The organism is Streptomyces sp. NBC_00887 (genome assembly GCF_045207585.1).
Window position 1 is genome coordinate 1,719,543 of the sequence record NZ_CP108788.1, and the last position, 17,620, is coordinate 1,737,162.

A 17,620-nucleotide genomic window follows, 5' to 3' on the forward strand; every position below is an offset into this window, starting at 1 on the left:
TCAGCCCGCCGACAGGACGAGGGCGAGTGCGAGGGCGGCGGGCGCCGCCTGGACGTACAGGATCTTGCGGCTGACGGTGACCGCCCCGTACACCCCGGCGACGATGAGGCAGCTCAGGAAGAAGATCTGCGCCTGGTACGCGACGGGATCGCCCGCGATCAGGCTCCACACCAGCCCGGCGGCCATGAATCCGTTGTAGAGCCCCTGGTTGGCGGCGAGCGCGGCGCTCCGGCCGGAGAACTCCTCGGTCGTGCCGAAGGCCTTCCGGCCGCGCGGGGTGTCCCAGAGGAACATCTCCAGGACGAGGAAGTAGGCGTGGATCAGCGCGACGAGCGCGACCAGCACCTGGGCGGCGGTCTGCATGGGGTTCGGCCTCCTGCGAAGGGATTTCCTGGACAATCGTACAGGAAGTTCCTCCACTGCCACCCGCCCGGGCGCACCCTCCGCGCGGTTGCTTCGTCCGTCCGGCCCGCGGCGCCACGATGCCTCTCATCGACCACCACGCGAGGAGAGCCATGAACGCACGGCGAAGGACGGTCCTGACGGCGGGCGCCGCCGCACTGGCGACCGGCTGCGGCTCGTCCGGTGACGGGGACAGTGACGGAAGCACGGCCCCGGCCTCCGCCTCGGGGACCGGGAGGACCCCGGAGGCCTCGGGGACCTCGGGGACCCCCACCGGGGAGCTGACCCGGACCTCCGACGTCCCGGTCGGCGGTGGCACGATCTTCAAGGACCGCAAGGTCGTGGTGACCCAGCCGGAGGCGGGCGAGTTCAAGGCCTTCTCCGCCGTCTGCACCCACGCGGGCTGCATCGTCGCGTCGGTGAGCGACGGCACGATCAACTGCGCCTGCCACGGCAGCAAGTTCAGCATCACGGACGCCGCCGTCGAAGCCGGCCCGGCCACGCGCCCGCTGCCGCCCGAGCAGATCACCGTCGAGGGCGACGGCATCCGGCTCGGGTAGGCCGGTAGCCTCGCGCGCATGATCACCCCTGAGGCCGAGGCCCTCGTACGCGACCACACGGTCTACTCGTGTGTGATGGGCTCCCGCGCCTTCGGGCTGGCCACGGACGACAGCGACACGGACCGGCGCGGGATCTTCCTGGCGCCGACCCCGCTGTTCTGGCGCTTCACCAAACCTCCGACGCATGTCGACGGACCCGATCGGGAGCAGTTCTCCTGGGAGCTGGAGCGCTTCTGCGAGCTGGCACTCCGGGCCAACCCCAATGTGCTGGAGTGCCTGCACTCGCCTCTCGTGGAGCGGATCGACGACACAGGCCGGGAACTGCTCGGCCTGCGCGAGGCGTTCCTGTCCCGCCGGGCCCACGAGACGTTCGTCCGCTATGCGATGGGCCAGCGCAGGAAGCTGGAGGCGGACGTCCGGCAGTTCGGCGCCCCGCGCTGGAAGCACGCCATGCACCTGCTGCGGCTGCTGGCGAGCAGCCGGGACCTGTTGCGGACGGGCCGGCTGACGATCGAGGTCGGCGACGCGCGGGAGGAGCTCCTCGCGGTGAAGCGGGGTGAGGTGCCGTGGTCCGAGGTGGAGCGCCGGATGGCACGCCTGTCCGAGGACAACGACGAGGCGGTCACTCGTTCGCCCCTGCCCCCGGAGCCGGACCTGGAGCGCGTGGAGGCGTTCCTGGTCCGGGCCCGGAGGGCGTCGGCGGCCGGCGGCTAGCCGAGCCGCGCGCGGACCACCAGGTCGTGCAGCGCGTCGAACCCCGACCCGGCGTCGGCCAGCCGTGATCGGGCCTGGGCCTCGTCCAGGACCGTGTGCAGTGCCTCGACGTCCCGCGCCGCCACCGCACCGTCCACGGTGTGGGCACCCCCGTGCTCGGCCTCCGCCTTGGCCTCGATCAGGGAGGGCAGACAGGCGGGTGCCGCCACCTCCCCCAGCAGCGTCGGCAGGTGCGCCACCAGTTCACCGCTGCGCATGAGGTGGATTCCGGTGAGCAGGGCCCGGAACGTGTAGAGCAGCGGTTTCAGTTCACCGGTCCTCTCGAAGAGCCGCCACTGGGTGCCGGCGAACCCGCGGTAGTGGTGGGCGTGGTTGCGGGTCAGCACGCTCGGCGCCAGTGCGGTCAGTTCCGCGTGGAGTGCGGTGGTGTGCACGACCAGCGGGGACAGCAGCTGCTCCAGTACGTAGCCGTTGGGCTTCAGCATGAGGCGGACGAACTTGCGGAGATCGTGGGTGACGAGATCCATCTCGACACCGTCGCGGTCCCACATGCGCGAGCGCGTCTCCTCGGGGTCGCGCAGCCCCACGAGGTCCTCCGCGGGAAGGACGTGGACCCCCCGCAGGTCCACGTCCGAGTCGCGGGAGGGGAAGCCGTACAGATGCGCGCCGGAGACCGTGGCGAACAGGAGCGGGCCGGGCTCCTCGGCGAGGACCGGGGCGAAGTCGGTGACCGGCAGCCCGGCCCGTAGGAGGGACGTCGTGTCGAGGTGCATGGATCAAGAGTCCCAGAGCGCGCCCAGCGACAGCAGGTCGCTCCGGTACTCGATGCGTTCCGACCATTCCTTGGGCCAGGCCGCCGCCCCCAGATGCGCCCCGGCCAGCGCTCCCGTCAGGCAGCCGAGTGAGTCCGAGTCGCCCCGGGTGCAGGCGGCCCTGCGCAGGGCGGTGGCCGGTTCCTCCGGGAAGAGCAGGAAGCAGTGCAGGGCCGTGGCGAGGGCCTCCTCGGCGATCCAGCCGTCGCCGGTGACCTCGCAGGGGTCGGTCTCCGGGGAGGGGTGGCGAATCGCGTCCTGGACCTTGGACAGGGCGGTCAGGCACTCGTCCCAGCCCCGGCCGATGTACTCCTCCGGCGAGGCGTCGCCCGCGTACCGCCAGAGGTCGCCGAGCCAGCGCTCCAGGTAGCGGCCCCTGTTCTCGAACGCGTAGCTGCGCAACTGCCCTACCAGGCCCATGGGTTCGGCCCCCTGCGCCAGCAGGAACACCGCGCGGGCCATCAGGTCGGAGGCGGCCAGGGCGGTGGGGTGGCCGTGGGTGAGGGCGGCCTGGAGCTGGGCCGCGCCGGAGCGCTGCTCCTCGCTGAGGCCGGGTACGAGCCCGACGGGTGCGACCCTCATGTTGGCGCCGCAGCCCTTGGAGCCTGTCTGGCTGGCCTCCTGCCAGGGCCGCTCACTGTCGAGCAGACGGCAGGCCGTCATGCAGGTGCGTCCGGGGGCGCGGTTGTTGTCCGGCGAGTGGTACCAGTCGACGAACTCCTCGCGGACGGGGCGCACCAGCCGCAGCGGGGTGAGCAGTCCGCGGTCCATGGCGGTGCGTATGCCACGTCCCAGGGCGAGTGTCATCTGGGTGTCGTCGCTGACGATCGCCGGCTTCGGGAGCCGCATCTGCCGCCACGGCCCGCACTTGGCGAGGATGGACGGCACGTTGTTGAACTCTGTGGGGAAGCCGAGCGCGTCACCGAGCGCGAGCCCGGTCAGCGCGCCCGAGGCCGCCTGTTTGGTGAGAATTCTCGTCGGGATCATGATGTCCGTCCTTCCGGGCGCAGGAGTGGAGGGTGCAGGGCGGTGGCGGCACCCGCCCGGTACAGGGCGGCCGGTTTCCCCCGTCCGCCGGTGCGGCGCGGCGGTCCGTCGACGGCCTCGACGAAGCCGGGCGTGGTCAGGACCTTGCGCCGGAAGTTGGGCCGGTCGAGTTCGACGCCCCAGACGGTCTCGTAGACCTGCTGGAGGTCCCCGAGCGTGAACTCGGCGGGACAGAAGGCCGTCGCCAGGCAGGAGTACTCGAGCTTGGCGCAGATCCGGTCGTGCGCGTCGGCCAGGACGCCGTCGTGGTCGAAGGCGAGCGGCCCGGTTCCGCCGGTGTCCCACCACTGCGCGCGTGCCGCGTCCCCGCCGCCCCGCGGTTCGGGCAGGTCGGGCACGAGAGCGGCGTAGGCGACGGAGACGACCCGCATCCTGGGGTCGCGGTCCGGGTCGCTGTAGGTGCGCAGCTGTTCCAGGTGGAAGGCGCTCACGGTGTTCTGGGTGAGGCCTGTCTCCTCGGCGAGTTCTCGGCGTGCCGCCTCCTCGGCCGACTCGCGGGGCAGGACGAATCCGCCCGGCAGCGCCCAGTGGCCTTTGTAGGGGTCCTCGCCCCGTTCCACGAGCAGCACGTGGAGCCTGCTTTCCCGGACGGTGAAGACGGCGAGGTCGACGGTGACGGCGAAGGGCGCGAAGGCATGGGGGTCGTATCCCTCGGGGACGGTGCTCATCGCTTCTCCGGGAGGGGTTCGGTGAAGTACGGGCCGGAGGCGAGGAGTTCGTCGACGGCGGCGACCGCCGTGTCCAGCCGTGTCCCGTGCGGGCCCGTGATCTCGATGAAGTCCCTTCCTGTACGGGTGAGTTCGGCACGGAAGCGGTCCGTCATCCAGGGCCGCAGCTCCTCGCCGTCGCGCAGTCCGTCGTCCTCGAAGGCGACGCCCTCGTGATCGGTGAGCAGCCAGAGGTGGTGGGTGATCCGGTCGGCGGTCTTCTCCACGAGCGGGTTGCGTCCGCCGATGTACCTCTCGTGCCAGACGGTGGTGGCGAAGGAGTCCGTGTCGCAGAGGAGCACCGGGGAGCCGATCCGGGCGGCAGCCTCCTCGCGGTCGTTCTGGGTCTCGGCGATGAGGGGGAAGTCGTCGGTGGTGAAGGCGACGTCCTCCCACTGCGCTCCGGGCCACCGGCTGCGCAGGTCCGACAGCTTCCGTTCGCTGAACTCCCGTCCGTACTCGGGGACGTACTGGGTGTGCGCCCAGGTGCCGCCCCGCTGCCGGTAGTGCTCGGTCAGTGCCCGGGCCAGGGTCGTGGTGCCGGTGGACTCGGCGCCGAGGACGACGATCCGGCGGGTGAGCGCGGCCCGTACGGGCGGTTCGAGGAAGTCCCAGCTGCCGGCCGGGTCCGCGCGGACCGCGGTGCCGGAGACGGGGAAGACGGTGCGGCCGGGGTCGACGAGGACGGACCGGGCGCCGAAGCGGCGGGCAAGTTCGTCGCCGTACGACTCCGAGGTGAAGACGGCGTCGACCTGTTCGGGTACGGCCCCGGTGAACACGGCCATGTGCGCGTCCCATATCGCGGGGTCGTTCAGGTCCATGGGGGTGTCGTCGACGGCGCCCACCACCCTTACGTCCGGGTGCACTTCGCGCATCCAGGCGACCCGGTCGGCCAGGGGCACCGACTCGACGGAGGCAGCGCAGACCAGGACGGTGAGCCGCTCGCACCGGTCCCGGGCGGTGCGGACGAGGTGGTGGTGGCCGGCGTGCGGCGGGTAGAACTTGCCGAGGACCAGACCGTGCCCGTAGCTCTTCATGCGGGCACCCGCTCCCGGCCCGGGGCCACAGCGAGGTCGCGGCTCCAGTTGCGCAGCCCGATGAGGCAGAGCGTGAGGAAGCCGGCGTACAGCAGGGAGGTCAGGTAGAGCTCCTTGTACGCGTACAGCGGGATGTAGACCACGTCGGCGGCGATCCACAGCCACCAGGACTCGACCCGCTTGCGGCACTGCCCGTACGTCGCCATGAGGGACAGCGAGGTCGTCAGGGCGTCCCAGAACGGCACGGTGGAGTCCGTGGCCCGGGACAGCAGCAGGGTGAGCCCGAGGGTCCCCGCCACCCCCGCCGCGAGCAGCCAGGTCCATTCGGCGCGCGTGGTTCTGCGCACCGGCAGGACGGTCGCACCTGGTCCACCCCCGTGGGTCCAGGTCCACCAGCCGTACGCGGCGAGGGTGATGAAGACGATCTGCAGGCCGGCGTCGGCGTACAGACCGGACTGGGCGAACAGCAGGATGAAGAACAGGTTGTTGGCGATGCCGATCGGCCAGTTGGCGAGGTGCTGGCGGGCCACGAGCCACACGCACAGCGCCCCGCTGCCGAAACCGAGCACCTCGGTCCAGCTGACCGGGGTGTCCAGGACCGTCACCAGGGGCTGTTGCAGGGGGTCGAGTATCTCCGCGAGCGTCACGCCGTTCCTTCTCTCTTCTTTATGGTCACTCTGACTATAAAGAAGAAACGGCGCCAGCAAAAGGGCCCGCGGCCGGTTCCTGTTCGAAAAACGAACCAGGAACCGGCCGCGGGCCGTTCGGTGCGGGCGCGGTTACAGACCGACCTCGCGCATCAGCATGCCGACCTCGGTGTTGGTCAGGCGGCGCAGCCAGCCGGACTTCTGGTCGCCGAGCGGGATCGGCCCGAAGGACGTACGCACGAGCCGCTCGACCGGGAAGCCGGCCTCGGCCAGCATCCGGCGGACGATGTGCTTGCGGCCCTCGTGGAGGGTCACCTCGACCAGGTAGTTCTTGCCGGTGTTCTCGACGACCCGGAAGTGGTCGGCGCGGGCGTACCCGTCCTCCAGCTGGATGCCGTCCTTGAGCCGCTTGCCGAGGTCGCGCGGGAGCGGGCCCTGGATGGCGGCCAGGTAGATCTTCTTCACCCCGTACCCGGGGTGCGTGAGGCGGTGGGCCAGCTCACCGTGGTTGGTGAGCAGGATGATGCCCTCGGTCTCGGTGTCGAGCCGGCCGACGTGGAACAGCCGCGTCTCGCGGTTGTTGACGTAGTCGCCGAGGTTCTGGCGGCCGTCCGGGTCCCCCATCGTGGAGACCACACCTGCGGGCTTGTTCAGCGCGAAGAAGAGGTGCGACTGGGTGGCGACGGTCAGGCCGTCGACCTTGATCTCGTCCTTCTGCGGGTCGACACGCTTGCCCTGCTCGAGGACGATCTCGCCGTTGACCTCGACCCTGGCCTGCTCGATGAGCTCTTCGCACGCCCGGCGCGAGCCCATGCCGGCCCGGGCGAGGATCTTCTGCAGCCGCTCGCCCTCCTGCTCGGCGCCCGGGTGCGTCTTGGGCGTCTTGACGTCGGGCTTGTCCGCGTACCTGTCACGGTTGCGCTGCTCGATCTTGGCGTCGAGCTCGCGGGGGCGGGACGGAGCACCCACGCGGCGTCCGCCCTTGGTCACGTTCTGTGCGGACTTGGGGCCGCCCTTGGCCCCGCCGCGGGCCGCCGCGCCGCGGCCCTTGCGGGCGCCGCCGTCGCCGCCCGGCTTGTCGGAGCCCACGTCGTAGCGGCGCTCCTCGGGGCGGGGCCGGCGGGGGCGCTGCTCCTGCTTGTCGTCGCGCGCGCCGTCCCGCCCGCCGTCGGCCTTCGGTCCCCCGGCCTTGGGCCGGAAGGAACCGCCCGAGCCGCCCCGGGGATTCCGGTTGCCGCCGCTCTTGCCGCTGCCGCTTCCGTTGCTGCTGCCACTGCTTCGCATCAAAATTCCGTCTTGTCGTCTGCGTGAGTTTCCGGGGTGTCCGGTGCGTCCGGATCGAACGACGGCACACCCTCTAGCGTCTCAGCCTCGATCGCGTCCGCCTCCGGGAGGAAGGGCGCGAGCTCCGGGAGCTCGTCCAGGCCTCGCAGGCCCATGCGCTCCAGAAAGTAGTTCGTCGTCCTGTACAGGATCGCACCTGTTTCGGGTTCCGCGCCCGCCTCCTCGACCAGACCCCTCTGGAGGAGGGTCCGCATGACGCCGTCGCAGTTGACTCCGCGCACCGCCGAGACCCTCGACCGGCTCACCGGCTGGCGGTAGGCGACCACCGCGAGCGTCTCCAGGGCCGCCTGGGTGAGCCGGGCGTGCTGTCCGTCAAGGACGAAGCCCTCGACCGCCTCCGCGTACTCCGGGCGGGTGTAGAAGCGCCAGCCCCCGGCGACGAGCCTCAGGTCGAAGCCGCGGCGCTGGACGGTGTACTCGTCCGCCAGCTCCCGCAGGGCGTCCGCGACGGCCCGGCGGGGCCGCTGGAGCACCTTGGCGAGGTGTTCCTCGGTGGCGGGCTCGTCGACGACCATCAGGACCGCCTCCAGGGCGGGCTTGAGGTCGAGACCGGCGACCGTACCGCCGTGTCCGTCGTCTTCTGCGCTCATTCCCGTTCGCCCTCCAGTACCTCGCGCGCCTCTTGGTCGAACTCGTCCGTCACAAGGGCTTCGGCCCCTTCCACGCCCGCCCAGCGCACGATGAGATCACCGAGTGCCTCCTCCTGGTCCAGGACGACCGCCTTCTCCCGGTAGAGCTCCAGGAGCGCCAGGAACCGGGCGACCACGGTGAGGGTGTCCGGGGCGTCCTCGGTGAGCGTCCGGAAGCTGAGCTCGCCCTCCGCGCGCAGCCGCGCCACCACGATCTCTCCCTGTTCACGGACGCTGACCAGAGGTGCGTGGATGTGGTCGACGTAGACCTGTGGCTTGGGCTTCGGCTGCATCGCCTTCACCGCGAGCCTGGCGAAGCCGTCCGGGCCGATGCTGATGACGACCTCGGGCAGCAGCGCCGCGTGGTGGGGTTCGAGCCCGACGGTACGGGGGTAGCGGCGGGATTCGGACTCCAGCCGCTCGCTGAAGATCTCGGCGATCCGCTTGTACGCCCGGTACTGCAGGAGCCGCGCGAAGAGCAGGTCCCGCGCCTCCAGGAGTGCGAGGTCCGCCTCGTCCTCCACTTCGGCGGTGGGCAGCAGCCGGGCGGCCTTCAGGTCGAGCAGGGTCGCGGCGACGACGAGGAATTCGGTGGTCTGGTCGAGATCCCAGTCCGGGCCCATGGCCCGGATGTGTCCCATGAACTCGTCGGTGACCTTGGACAGCGCGACCTCGGTCACGTCGAGCTTGTGCTTGGAGATCAGCTGGAGCAGCAGGTCGAAGGGGCCCTCGAAATTGACCAGCCGCACGGTGAACCGCTTGTCGTCGGCCGCCTCGGGCGCCGGATCCCCCTCGGGCGTCCGCGGGTCCGAGGCAGGACACGGGGCGGGATCCGGAGCCGGAGAGGGCTCCGTGTCCGCCCGGGCGGCCTGCGGCACGTCTGTGGCGCCCTCAGGGGGGCCACCGGCGCCCGGACCCTCCTCCGGGGCTCCTGGGGCCTCTCCGGCCTCCTGCGGCGCGTCCACCGGCCCCACGGGTGCGGCCGGCGGGTCCGCGGGCCGGACACCCGGTCCGCGGCCGAGAGCACGGCGGGGCGGGCGGGCGGGGTCGTCGGCAGTCGGCATTGCGGTCCAGGGGTGCGGCGGAGGGACGGACGGGCGCTGGCCCGTACACACGGGCCGGGCCGCCCGTGGGGCGGCCCGCTCCCCGGCAGGCTACCGGCGCCGCACCGGTCAGCGGCCCCGCAGCCTTCGTACGAGGATGCTCGCGTCGCCCCGCGACTCCAGGTCGGCGAGCACCACCGCGACCGCCTCGCGGACGATGCGCCCGCGGTCGACCGCCAGCCCGTGCTCACCGCGCAGCACGAGGCGTGCGTGCTCGAGGTCCATCAGTTCCTCGGCGGACACGTAGACGGTGATCTTCTCGTCGTGGCGCTCACGACCGCTGGGCCGGCGGTTCGCGCCGCGACCGCCGCCGCGACCGCGCTGCGGCTGGACGACCGGAGGAGCCTCCTGCGGTGCGTTACCGCCCGGTCTGCCCGCGGCAGACCCGGTCCCGGCCCGTTCGCCCCCGTCGGCGCGGCTGCGGGAGCCGCCCCCGTCGGAGTCCGCCGCGGAGTGCTCCTCCCGGGACGGAGCGGCGGAGGTACCGCCCGCTCCCCCGGCGGATCCGCTCTGCCCGGCCGTGTCCGCGGCTGCCGAGGTGTCGCTCTCCCCGGCCGGCGCGGGCACGCGTGCCTCACCGTTCGCCTTGCGTCGCCGTTCGGCCGGGGACGAGGCCTGAAGGCCCATGCCCCCGGTGGTGCGGAACAGCTCGTCGGCCCCCGGCAGACTCACTCGGCGTGACACCGGGCGAGCACCTCCCTGGCGAGCTGGCGATAGGCGGCGGCACCGACCGAGTTGGAGGCGTACGTGGTGATGGGCTCGCCGGCGACCGTGGTCTCCGGGAAGCGCACCGTGCGCCCGATGACGGTGTGGTAGACGTGCTCGTCGAAGGCCTCGACCACGCGCGCGAGCACCTCACGGCTGTGCACCGTACGGGAGTCGTACATCGTCGCGAGGATGCCGTCGAGCTCCAGCTCCGGGTTGAGCCGCTCCTGGACCTTCTCGATGGTCTCGGTGAGCAGCGCCACCCCGCGCAGTGCGAAGAACTCGCACTCGAGCGGGACTATCACCTTGTGAGCTGCCGTCAGGGCGTTCACGGTGAGCAGGCCGAGCGAGGGCTGACAGTCGATCACGATGTAGTCGTAGTCGGCCATCAGCGGCTTGAGGGCCCGCTGCAGCGTCGACTCCCTCGCCACCTCGCTCACCAGCTGCACTTCGGCGGCCGAGAGGTCGATGTTGCTCGGGAGCAGGTCCATGTTGGGTACGGCGGTCTTCAGCAGGACCTCGTCGGCCGCCATGCCCCGCTCCATGAGCAGGTTGTAGACCGTGAGGTCGAGCTCCATCGGGTTGACCCCGAGTCCGACCGACAGGGCACCCTGCGGGTCGAAGTCGACGAGCAGGACGCGTCGTCCGTACTCCGCGAGCGCGGCACCGAGGTTGATGGTCGACGTGGTCTTGCCGACACCGCCCTTCTGGTTGCACATCGCGATGATCTTCGCGGGGCCGTGATCGGGCAGCGGACCGGGAATCGGGAAGTACGGCAGCGGCCGGCCGGTCGGGCCGATCCGCTCGCGGCGCTGGCGAGCGGCGTCGGGCGCGAGGGTGGCCGCGTACTCCGGATCGGGCTCGTACTCGGCATCGGGGTCGTAGAAGTGCCCCTCGGGCACCTCGGCGAAGTCGGCGAAGTGGGCTGTGTCTCGGCCACTTTCGTTGCCGGCCATGGCGTTCACGTGTAGGCCGTCCATCATCTGGGGGGCTGTCGTCATGTGCTGGTGGGTGGCGAAGGTGCGGACAGCGACGGAGCCGACAGCTTCGAGCCCGATCGGGCTCAGACCCCGTGCAGGCATCCCTGGTTGACCACCCCCGGGAGTAATTGTCGACTCATTCACAAGTCGTCTTACCTCCTTGGATGTGACCAGGAAACTTATCGATAGGTCAGCGTGGCACCATGCCGACGATTGGCGACTCTATGGCGTGTCACCGGTTCGCAGCAACACAATCCGCCGGACCCGGCCCGATGTGTCGGCAATCGAACACCCCTCTGTCAAGAGTGCACGGGGAGCGGAGCGCATCATTCACGGGGGTGCAGAACGGGTAGAGGGTTACGTCTACGGCGAGTTGAGCGGGGCTCCCGATGGGCCACGGCATGAGTCCGGCCGGACCTTGCTGGGCAAGGTCCGGCCGGAATCATGAGGTTGACGAACGGCGTTGACCGCTCAGCCGAGAAGCGTGCTCAGTTCGACGTGGTCGAGGCCGTGCGCCTCGGCCACCTCACGGTAAACCACCTGTCCGTCATGGGTGTTGAGACCGCGGGCGAGGGCGGCGTCACGGCGCAGCGCGTCGACCCAGCCGCGGTTCGCGAGCTCCAGGATGTAGGGCAGCGTGGCGTTCGTGAGCGCGTAGGTGGAGGTGTTCGGCACGGCGCCCGGCATGTTCGCGACGCAGTAGAAGACCGAGTTGTGAACCATGAAGGTCGGCTCGGCGTGCGTCGTCGGATGCGAGTCCTCGAAGCAGCCGCCCTGGTCGATCGCAATGTCGACAAGGACACTTCCGGGCTTCATCTTGGCGACCAGCTCGTTGGTGACGAGCTTCGGGGCCTTCGCGCCGGGGATGAGTACGGCACCCACGACGAGGTCGGCCTCGACGACGGCCTTCTCGAGCTCGAGCGCGTTGGAGACGACCGTCCGCACCTTGGTGCCGAAGATCTTGTCGGCCTCGCGGAGCTTGTTGATGTCGCGGTCGAGCAGCGTGACGTGGAAGCCGAGACCGACGGCGATCTGCGTGGCGTTCCAGCCGGACACGCCGCCGCCGATGACGACGGCCCTGGCCGAGCCCGTACCGGGGACACCGCCGGGAAGCACACCGCGACCGCCGACCGAGCGCATCAGGTGGTACGCGCCGACCTGCGGGGCGAGGCGGCCCGCGACCTCGGACATCGGAGCGAGCAGCGGCAGCGCGCGGGTCACGGTCTCGACCGTCTCGTACGCGATCGCGGTCGTGCCCGACTCCAGGAGCGCGTCCGTGCACTCGCGGGAGGCGGCGAGGTGCAGGTACGTGAAGAGGGTCTGGCCCTTGCGGAGGCGGTGGTACTCCTCGGCGACCGGCTCCTTGACCTTGAGCAGCAGGTCGGCGGCGGCCCAGACCTCGTCGGCGGTGGGCAGGATCTGCGCCCCGGCGGCGACGTACTCCTCGTCCGGGATGGAGGAGCCCTCGCCGGCGTGCTGCTCGACGATGACCTGGTGGCCGTGACGGACGAGCTCATGCACTCCGGCGGGGGTGATCGCCACCCGGAACTCGTTGTTCTTGACTTCGCGGGGGATGCCGACCTTCACGTCGATCACGGTCCTTGGCTCGGAGGATGGCTCGGACATGACGGGAGATACCCGCATGAATCAAGCATAAATGGAGACACCGCAGGGATGCGCGGCAGAGCCATCATTAATGAAGGACTTCCCGCTGTCCAGCCTTACAAAGCATTAAGTTTCCGTCGAAGTACTACGGATTTCATAGGCTGACCCCTCCTCCGCCAGTAATCTGTCGGCTGCACCCCGGTGCAGCCTGGCCGCTGCGGGGTCACCGAGCCGGTCCAGCGTGTCGGCCAGCCTGAGCTGCAGGGCCGCCTGGAGCCGCACGTCACCCGCCCGGCGCGCCAGGTCGACCGCCTCGTGGCAGGTGTGCAGCGACTCCTGCGGCCTGCCCGCGTACTCCTGGACCCGCGCGGCCTCACTGAGCGCCCGCGCCTGCGCGGGCAGGTCACCGAGCCTGCGGTGGCCCGCGGCCGCGGCCCGCCATTTGCGCAGGGCCTCGCCGTAGCGCCCGGCGTACGTGTGGACGGCCCCGAGCCGGCCGTACAACCGCGCCTCGTCGGCCCCCTCGCCCTGGGTGAGCCGCTGCGCGAGGGCCCGGCCGTACCAGTCGGAGGCACGGTTGAAGTCGCCGAGCTCCGCGTAGGCACCGCCCACGGATTCCATGGCGCGGCCGGTCGCGTACAGGTCGTTCGCCGCGCGTCCGGCGTCCAGAGCGGCCCGGTACCGGGCCAGCGCCGCCCGGGTGCGGCCGGTGCCGGCGTCGAGGTCGGCGAGATTGAGCAGGGCCGCGGCCTTCTCCCGGGGAAGATCGCGGCGCTCGGCCACGTCCAGGACCAGACCGTGCAGCCCGTACAGGTCGGGTGCGGCGTCCTCGGTGCCCCGGTGCACGGCGAGCGCCCGGACGAGTGCGGCGACCAGGCGGCGGGCGAGGGTGTCCAGCTCCCCGTCCTCGACCGCGATCCGGGCGGAGGCCAGCAGGGCGGGCCTGCGGATCCGCAGCCACTCGGCGGCGGCCTCAGGGTTGGGGAAGCGCAGCGAGCGGGGCAGCCCGGCAAGTTTGCGGCGGGCCGGGGAACCCTCCGGATCGGTGACGGCCCGGCAGGACTGGAGCTGACGTACGGTCCGCTCCAGCATCCTGGCCCGTGCCAGCTGGATCTCGGCCGGCCGGTCCCGCTCCTCCAACAGGGCGCGCAGCAGGGGTGCGAGGCAGCCGGGGACCTCGTACTGGGGCAGGACCGCGCCGTTCGTCCGCAGGAGACCGAGCCGGACGAAATCGTCCAGGGTGGTCTGCGCGGCCGAGACGGAGCACCCTGCCAGCGCGGAGGCGGTGTGGGCGTCGGCCAGTCCGGCGGGGGCGAGCGCGAGCAGTCGCAGTATCCGGGCGGCTGCCTGCGGCAGCGACTCGTGGACCAGTCGGAAGGCACGGGCCAGCGGGCGGGCGCCGGTGGGCTGTTCGGCGTCGCCCGGCAGGTCGTGCAGCTGCTTGGTGACGTCGGCGACCGAGGCGCCCGGGCGGGCCGCGAGCCAGCCCGCGACCAGCGTCAGGGCGGCGGGCTGTCCCGCGCACTCCTCCGTCAGCGTCTCGGCGGTGCGCGGATCGACGGTGATGCGGACCTGGCCGATGGTGCGGGCGAGCAGCTGTACGGCGGAGCCGGCGTCCAGGCCCCCGATGGTGCACGGCCGGACGCCCGGAATTCCGGTGAGCGGGCCGGTTGAGGTGGCGACGACCAGGCAGTCCGGGTTGTCCGGCAGCAGCGGGTCGACCTGTTCGGCGTCCACGGCGTCGTCGAGCACGATCAGGGCGCGGCGTACGGCGAACGCCTCGCGGACCATCTCGGAGAGTTCGTCCTCGTCCGCGCCGGGCGGGGCGGCAATGGCGAGCAGGTCGAGGAGTTCGCGTGCGGTGCGCTCGACGGGGACGCGTTCGCCTCCGGGATCGGTGAGCGGGAGCCGGAACACCCCATCGGGGTAGTCGCCGGGTTCCGCGAGCCTGCGGGCGAGTTCGGCGGCGAGGGCGGTGCGTCCGGATCCGGGCCGTCCGGCGATCAGCAGGACCCTGGCGCGTGCGGCCTTCCGGCCGGCGAGGGTGTCCAGCCCCGCTCGCTCGATGTCCGCCTGAAGGGCTTTCAGCTCACGTTCACGGCCGAAGAATTGAGGTGGGGTGGGATCGGACGGCTTCTCGGCCCCCGCCGTTCCCGCCGCACCGGCCGGACCGCTGGTGTCCACCGCCTGATCGGTCACGAGCCACGCTCCACTTCACTGCACGCGGTTGCCCGCCGGAACTCCGGTCGGGGCCTTTCGAGCGTAGTTCAGTGGTGCGGACGATCACGGTCGCGCGCGGCGGACACATCCCCCGATCGGATCAGCGATTCTTACGATCGAATGCCGATCGGATGCTGATGCGGACCTCGCGATGTCCGGGCAGGCACCCGCTTGGCGGGGCAGGCTCTCGAACGGCGGGACGGCCCCCGCCGGCGGGGGCGCACCCGGAACAACGGACGCGCACCCCGACGGCGGGTCGTCATGCCCCCGTACCGACCGGTTCAGGCCCCGGACCGGCGGGTTCAACCCCTTACCGGCCGGTTCAGACCTCGAACGGCCGGGCCGGCCACGGCGCCTCGGCCGGGCGCAGCGAGTCCACCCCGTCGCCCGCGAGCACCGCGGTGAGCGAGAGGACGCCCACGACGAGGCAGTTGTTGTGCAGGTCTCCCGCGAGCACTCCCTGCACGAGCTCCTGCAGCGGCACCCGGGCCTGCTCCATGTCGGCCTCCTCCTCGGAGACCTCGAAACGCTCACCCTGCGCCTCGGAGAGGTTCCGGGCGAGGAAGATGCGTACGGCTTCGTCGCATCCGCCGGGCGTGGTGTAGACGTCGGTCAGCACCCGCCAGTCCTCGGCCTTGACGTGCGCCTCCTCGTACAGCTCCCGCTGCGCGGCGTGCAGCGGGTTCTCGCCGGGGATGTCGAGGAGCCCGGCCGGGATCTCCCACAGCTTGTGGCGCACCGGGTGCCGGTACTGCCGCAGGATCAGGACACGGCCGGCCTCGTCGAGTGCGAGGACGGCGACGGATCCGGGGTGGACCTGGTAGTCGCGGCGCGCGACGGTGCCGTCGGGCATCACCACGTCGTCGGTGCGGACGCTGGTCTTGTTACCGGTGAAGGGGGTCACCGTCGCGGTGACCTGCCACTCCTCGGGCGTGTCCTGGAAACCCATGTACGTCCTCCCACGAAAACAGAAACCGGGGCACGCATCCACGAAGGATCCGTACCCCGGTCAACCGTATCGCCTCAGGCCTTGGCGCCGGTCCCCCGCGCTGCGGCCTGGCGCTCCACGGCCGCCTTCACCAGACCGGCGAAGAGCGGGTGCGGGCGGGTCGGGCGGGAACGCAGCTCCGGGTGCGCCTGGGTGGCGACCAGGTAGGGGTGCACCTCGCGCGGGTACTCGACGTACTCGACGAGCTTGTTGTCCGGGGAGGTGCCGGAGAAGACCAGGCCGGCCTTCTTCTCGAGCTCCGTGCGGTAGGCGTTGTTGACCTCGTAGCGGTGGCGGTGGCGCTCCTCCACGTACGGCTGGCCGTCGTACGCCTCGCGGACCACGGAGCCCTCGGCGAGCTTCGCCGGGTACAGGCCGAGCCGCATGGTGCCGCCGAGGTCGCCCGCGCCCTCGACATAGGCGAGCTGCTCCTCCATCGTCGAGATGACGGGGTGGCTCGTGGCGGCGTCGAACTCGGTGGAGTTGGCGTCGGGGATTCCGGCGAGGTTGCGCGCGGCCTCGATCACGATGCACTGGAGGCCGAGGCAGAGGCCCAGCAGCGGCACCTTGTTCTCGCGGGCGTACTGGATGGCGCCGACCTTGCCGACCACACCGCGCTCGCCGAAGCCGCCGGGGATGCAGATGGCGTCGACGTCACCGAGCTGCTTCTGCGCGCCGGCCGGTGTCTTGCAGTCGTCGGAGGCGACCCACTTGACCTTGACGCGGGCCTTGTTGGCGAAGCCGCCGGCCCGGATGGCCTCGGTGACCGAGAGGTAGGCGTCGGGCAGGTCGATGTACTTGCCGACCAGGGCGACGGTGACCTCGTGGTCGGGGTTGTGGACGCGGTCCAGCAGATCGCCCCACGTGGTCCAGTCGACGTCGCGGAACGGCAGGTCGAGCTTGCGCACGACGTAGGCGTCCAGGCCCTCGGAGTGCAGCACCTTGGGGATGTCGTAGATCGACTTGGCGTCCGGACAGGCCACCACGGCGGCCTCGTCGACGTCGCACATCAGCGAGATCTTGCGCTTGATGGAGAGCGGTACGTCGCGGTCGGCGCGCAGCACGATGGCGTCCGGCTGGATACCGATGTTGCGCAGGGCCGCCACCGAGTGCTGGGTCGGCTTGGTCTTGAGCTCACCGGACGGGCCGATGTAGGGGAGCAGCGAGATGTGCACGACGAAGACGTTGTCCCGGCCGACCTCGTGACGGACCTGGCGGACGGTCTCCAGGAACGGCAGCGACTCGATGTCGCCGACCGTGCCGCCGACCTCGGTGATGACGACGTCGACGTCCGCGGTGGCCATGCGGCGGATGCGGTGCTTGATCTCGTTGGTGATGTGCGGGATGACCTGGACGGTGTCGCCGAGGTACTCGCCGCGCCGCTCCTTGGCGATGACCTGCGAGTAGACCTGGCCGGTGGTGACGTTGGCCGAGCCGTCGAGGTCGACGTCGAGGAAGCGCTCGTAGTGGCCGATGTCCAGGTCGGTCTCGGCGCCGTCGTTGGTGACGAACACCTCACCGTGCTGGAAGGGGTTCATCGTGCCGGGGTCGACGTTGAGATAGGGGTCGAGCTTCTGCATGGTGACCCGCAGGCCACGTGCCTTGAGCAGGGCACCCAGGCTGGAGGCAGTCAGACCCTTGCCGAGGGAGGAGGCGACACCCCCGGTGACGAAGATGTGCTTGGTCGTCGTGGATGTGGGCTGCATAGCCAAAGGGGGCTCCCGTGGTCGCGATCGTGAGGTGCGTACCGGCGTGCCGTCCGGAGAGTTCCGGAGGCGCCGTCGCTGCGGTTCGGGGGCCTCGTCCACTGTCGGGACGACCACCGGTCCACGGGCTACCAGGGTAACAGCGACGAGAGGAGGCTGCTTCCGGCCACGCCTCTCACACCGGAGTCACAGAAACCCCGCAGGCACTTCACGTCCCACCCGTTCGCCACGGACGGGCCGCGGAGAACTTATGGACAGCACCGCGCGGATCTTCCTGGTGCGTCGTATCCTGCTCGGACCACTCGCTGCCGAGTTGGCCGGCCAGCGGCTCCACCCCAGCCCGCTCACCCGTGCAAGAGCTCGTCGGTTCTATTACAACGACCCCTTGACCAGCAATAAGCGCCCCACGGGGCG

17 protein-coding genes are annotated in these 17,620 nt (G+C 70.9%); 2 read left to right on the plus strand and 15 right to left on the minus strand.

The window, feature by feature from the left end; all coding sequences use genetic code 11:
- The gene (locus OG844_RS07825; RefSeq protein WP_351179172.1) at positions 1-363 is read right to left on the minus strand and encodes a DUF1304 domain-containing protein; all 363 of its coding nucleotides are present in this window, start codon (positions 361-363) and stop codon (positions 1-3) included.
- Positions 364-515: 152 nt separating this feature from the next.
- Between OG844_RS07825 and OG844_RS07830 the strand changes: the two genes are divergently transcribed.
- Both OG844_RS07830 and OG844_RS07835 read left to right on the plus strand, forming a co-directional pair.
- Entirely contained in the window at positions 516-962 is a 447-nt protein-coding gene (locus tag OG844_RS07830) for a Rieske (2Fe-2S) protein (protein ID WP_406389093.1), read from the plus strand.
- Positions 963-980: 18 nt separating this feature from the next.
- Complete coding sequence (locus tag OG844_RS07835) at positions 981-1,676, plus strand: DNA polymerase beta superfamily protein (RefSeq protein ID WP_406389095.1); 696 nt, start codon at positions 981-983, stop codon at positions 1,674-1,676.
- Here OG844_RS07835 and OG844_RS07840 read toward each other — a convergent pair.
- From OG844_RS07840 to OG844_RS07905, 14 genes are all read right to left on the minus strand, one after another.
- The gene (locus OG844_RS07840; RefSeq protein ID WP_406389097.1) at positions 1,673-2,449 is read right to left on the minus strand and encodes a DNA polymerase beta superfamily protein; all 777 of its coding nucleotides are present in this window, start codon (positions 2,447-2,449) and stop codon (positions 1,673-1,675) included. The two genes, OG844_RS07835 and OG844_RS07840, sit on opposite strands and share 4 nt — an antisense overlap.
- Positions 2,450-2,452: 3 nt before the next feature.
- On the minus strand, positions 2,453-3,475 hold the full coding sequence (locus OG844_RS07845) for an ADP-ribosylglycohydrolase family protein (RefSeq protein ID WP_406389099.1): 1,023 nt from the start codon (positions 3,473-3,475) through the stop codon (positions 2,453-2,455).
- A complete protein-coding gene (locus OG844_RS07850) occupies positions 3,472-4,203 on the minus strand; it encodes an NUDIX hydrolase (protein WP_406389100.1) in 732 nt (243 codons plus the stop codon). The genes OG844_RS07845 and OG844_RS07850 overlap by 4 nt, the downstream gene beginning before the upstream one ends.
- Positions 4,200-5,279: an AAA family ATPase gene (locus tag OG844_RS07855; RefSeq protein WP_406389101.1), complete on the minus strand. Its 1,080-nt coding sequence runs from the start codon at positions 5,277-5,279 to the stop codon at positions 4,200-4,202. The genes OG844_RS07850 and OG844_RS07855 overlap by 4 nt, the downstream gene beginning before the upstream one ends.
- Positions 5,276-5,926: a nicotinamide riboside transporter PnuC gene (gene pnuC / locus OG844_RS07860; RefSeq protein ID WP_406389103.1), complete on the minus strand. Its 651-nt coding sequence runs from the start codon at positions 5,924-5,926 to the stop codon at positions 5,276-5,278. Before pnuC ends, OG844_RS07855 begins: the two co-directional genes overlap by 4 nt.
- Positions 5,927-6,058: 132 nt before the next feature.
- Entirely contained in the window at positions 6,059-7,210 is a 1,152-nt protein-coding gene (locus OG844_RS07865) for a pseudouridine synthase (protein ID WP_406389104.1), read from the minus strand.
- The gene (scpB, locus tag OG844_RS07870) at positions 7,210-7,860 is read right to left on the minus strand and encodes an SMC-Scp complex subunit ScpB (protein ID WP_406389106.1); all 651 of its coding nucleotides are present in this window, start codon (positions 7,858-7,860) and stop codon (positions 7,210-7,212) included. Before scpB ends, OG844_RS07865 begins: the two co-directional genes overlap by 1 nt.
- On the minus strand, positions 7,857-8,963 hold the full coding sequence (locus OG844_RS07875; protein WP_406389107.1) for a segregation and condensation protein A: 1,107 nt from the start codon (positions 8,961-8,963) through the stop codon (positions 7,857-7,859). The genes scpB and OG844_RS07875 overlap by 4 nt, the downstream gene beginning before the upstream one ends.
- Positions 8,964-9,071: 108 nt before the next feature.
- Complete coding sequence (locus OG844_RS07880; RefSeq protein ID WP_406396041.1) at positions 9,072-9,674, minus strand: hypothetical protein; 603 nt, start codon at positions 9,672-9,674, stop codon at positions 9,072-9,074.
- The gene (locus OG844_RS07885) at positions 9,671-10,789 is read right to left on the minus strand and encodes a ParA family protein (protein ID WP_406389108.1); all 1,119 of its coding nucleotides are present in this window, start codon (positions 10,787-10,789) and stop codon (positions 9,671-9,673) included. The genes OG844_RS07880 and OG844_RS07885 overlap by 4 nt, the downstream gene beginning before the upstream one ends.
- A gap of 369 nt (positions 10,790-11,158) precedes the next feature.
- Positions 11,159-12,274, minus strand: a complete 1,116-nt coding sequence (gene ald, locus OG844_RS07890; RefSeq protein ID WP_406396042.1) for an alanine dehydrogenase — start codon at positions 12,272-12,274, stop codon at positions 11,159-11,161.
- Between the two features lie 144 nt (positions 12,275-12,418).
- Positions 12,419-14,491 (minus strand): NB-ARC domain-containing protein, encoded by a 2,073-nt coding sequence (locus OG844_RS07895; RefSeq protein ID WP_406389110.1) that lies wholly within the window; start codon positions 14,489-14,491, stop codon positions 12,419-12,421.
- A 343-nt stretch (positions 14,492-14,834) separates the two neighbouring features.
- Positions 14,835-15,461: an NUDIX domain-containing protein gene (locus OG844_RS07900; RefSeq protein ID WP_406389112.1), complete on the minus strand. Its 627-nt coding sequence runs from the start codon at positions 15,459-15,461 to the stop codon at positions 14,835-14,837.
- Between the two features lie 74 nt (positions 15,462-15,535).
- Positions 15,536-17,206, minus strand: coding sequence for a CTP synthase (locus OG844_RS07905; RefSeq protein ID WP_406389113.1), 1,671 nt, complete (start codon positions 17,204-17,206; stop codon positions 15,536-15,538).
- Between the last annotated feature and the right edge of the window lie 414 nt (positions 17,207-17,620).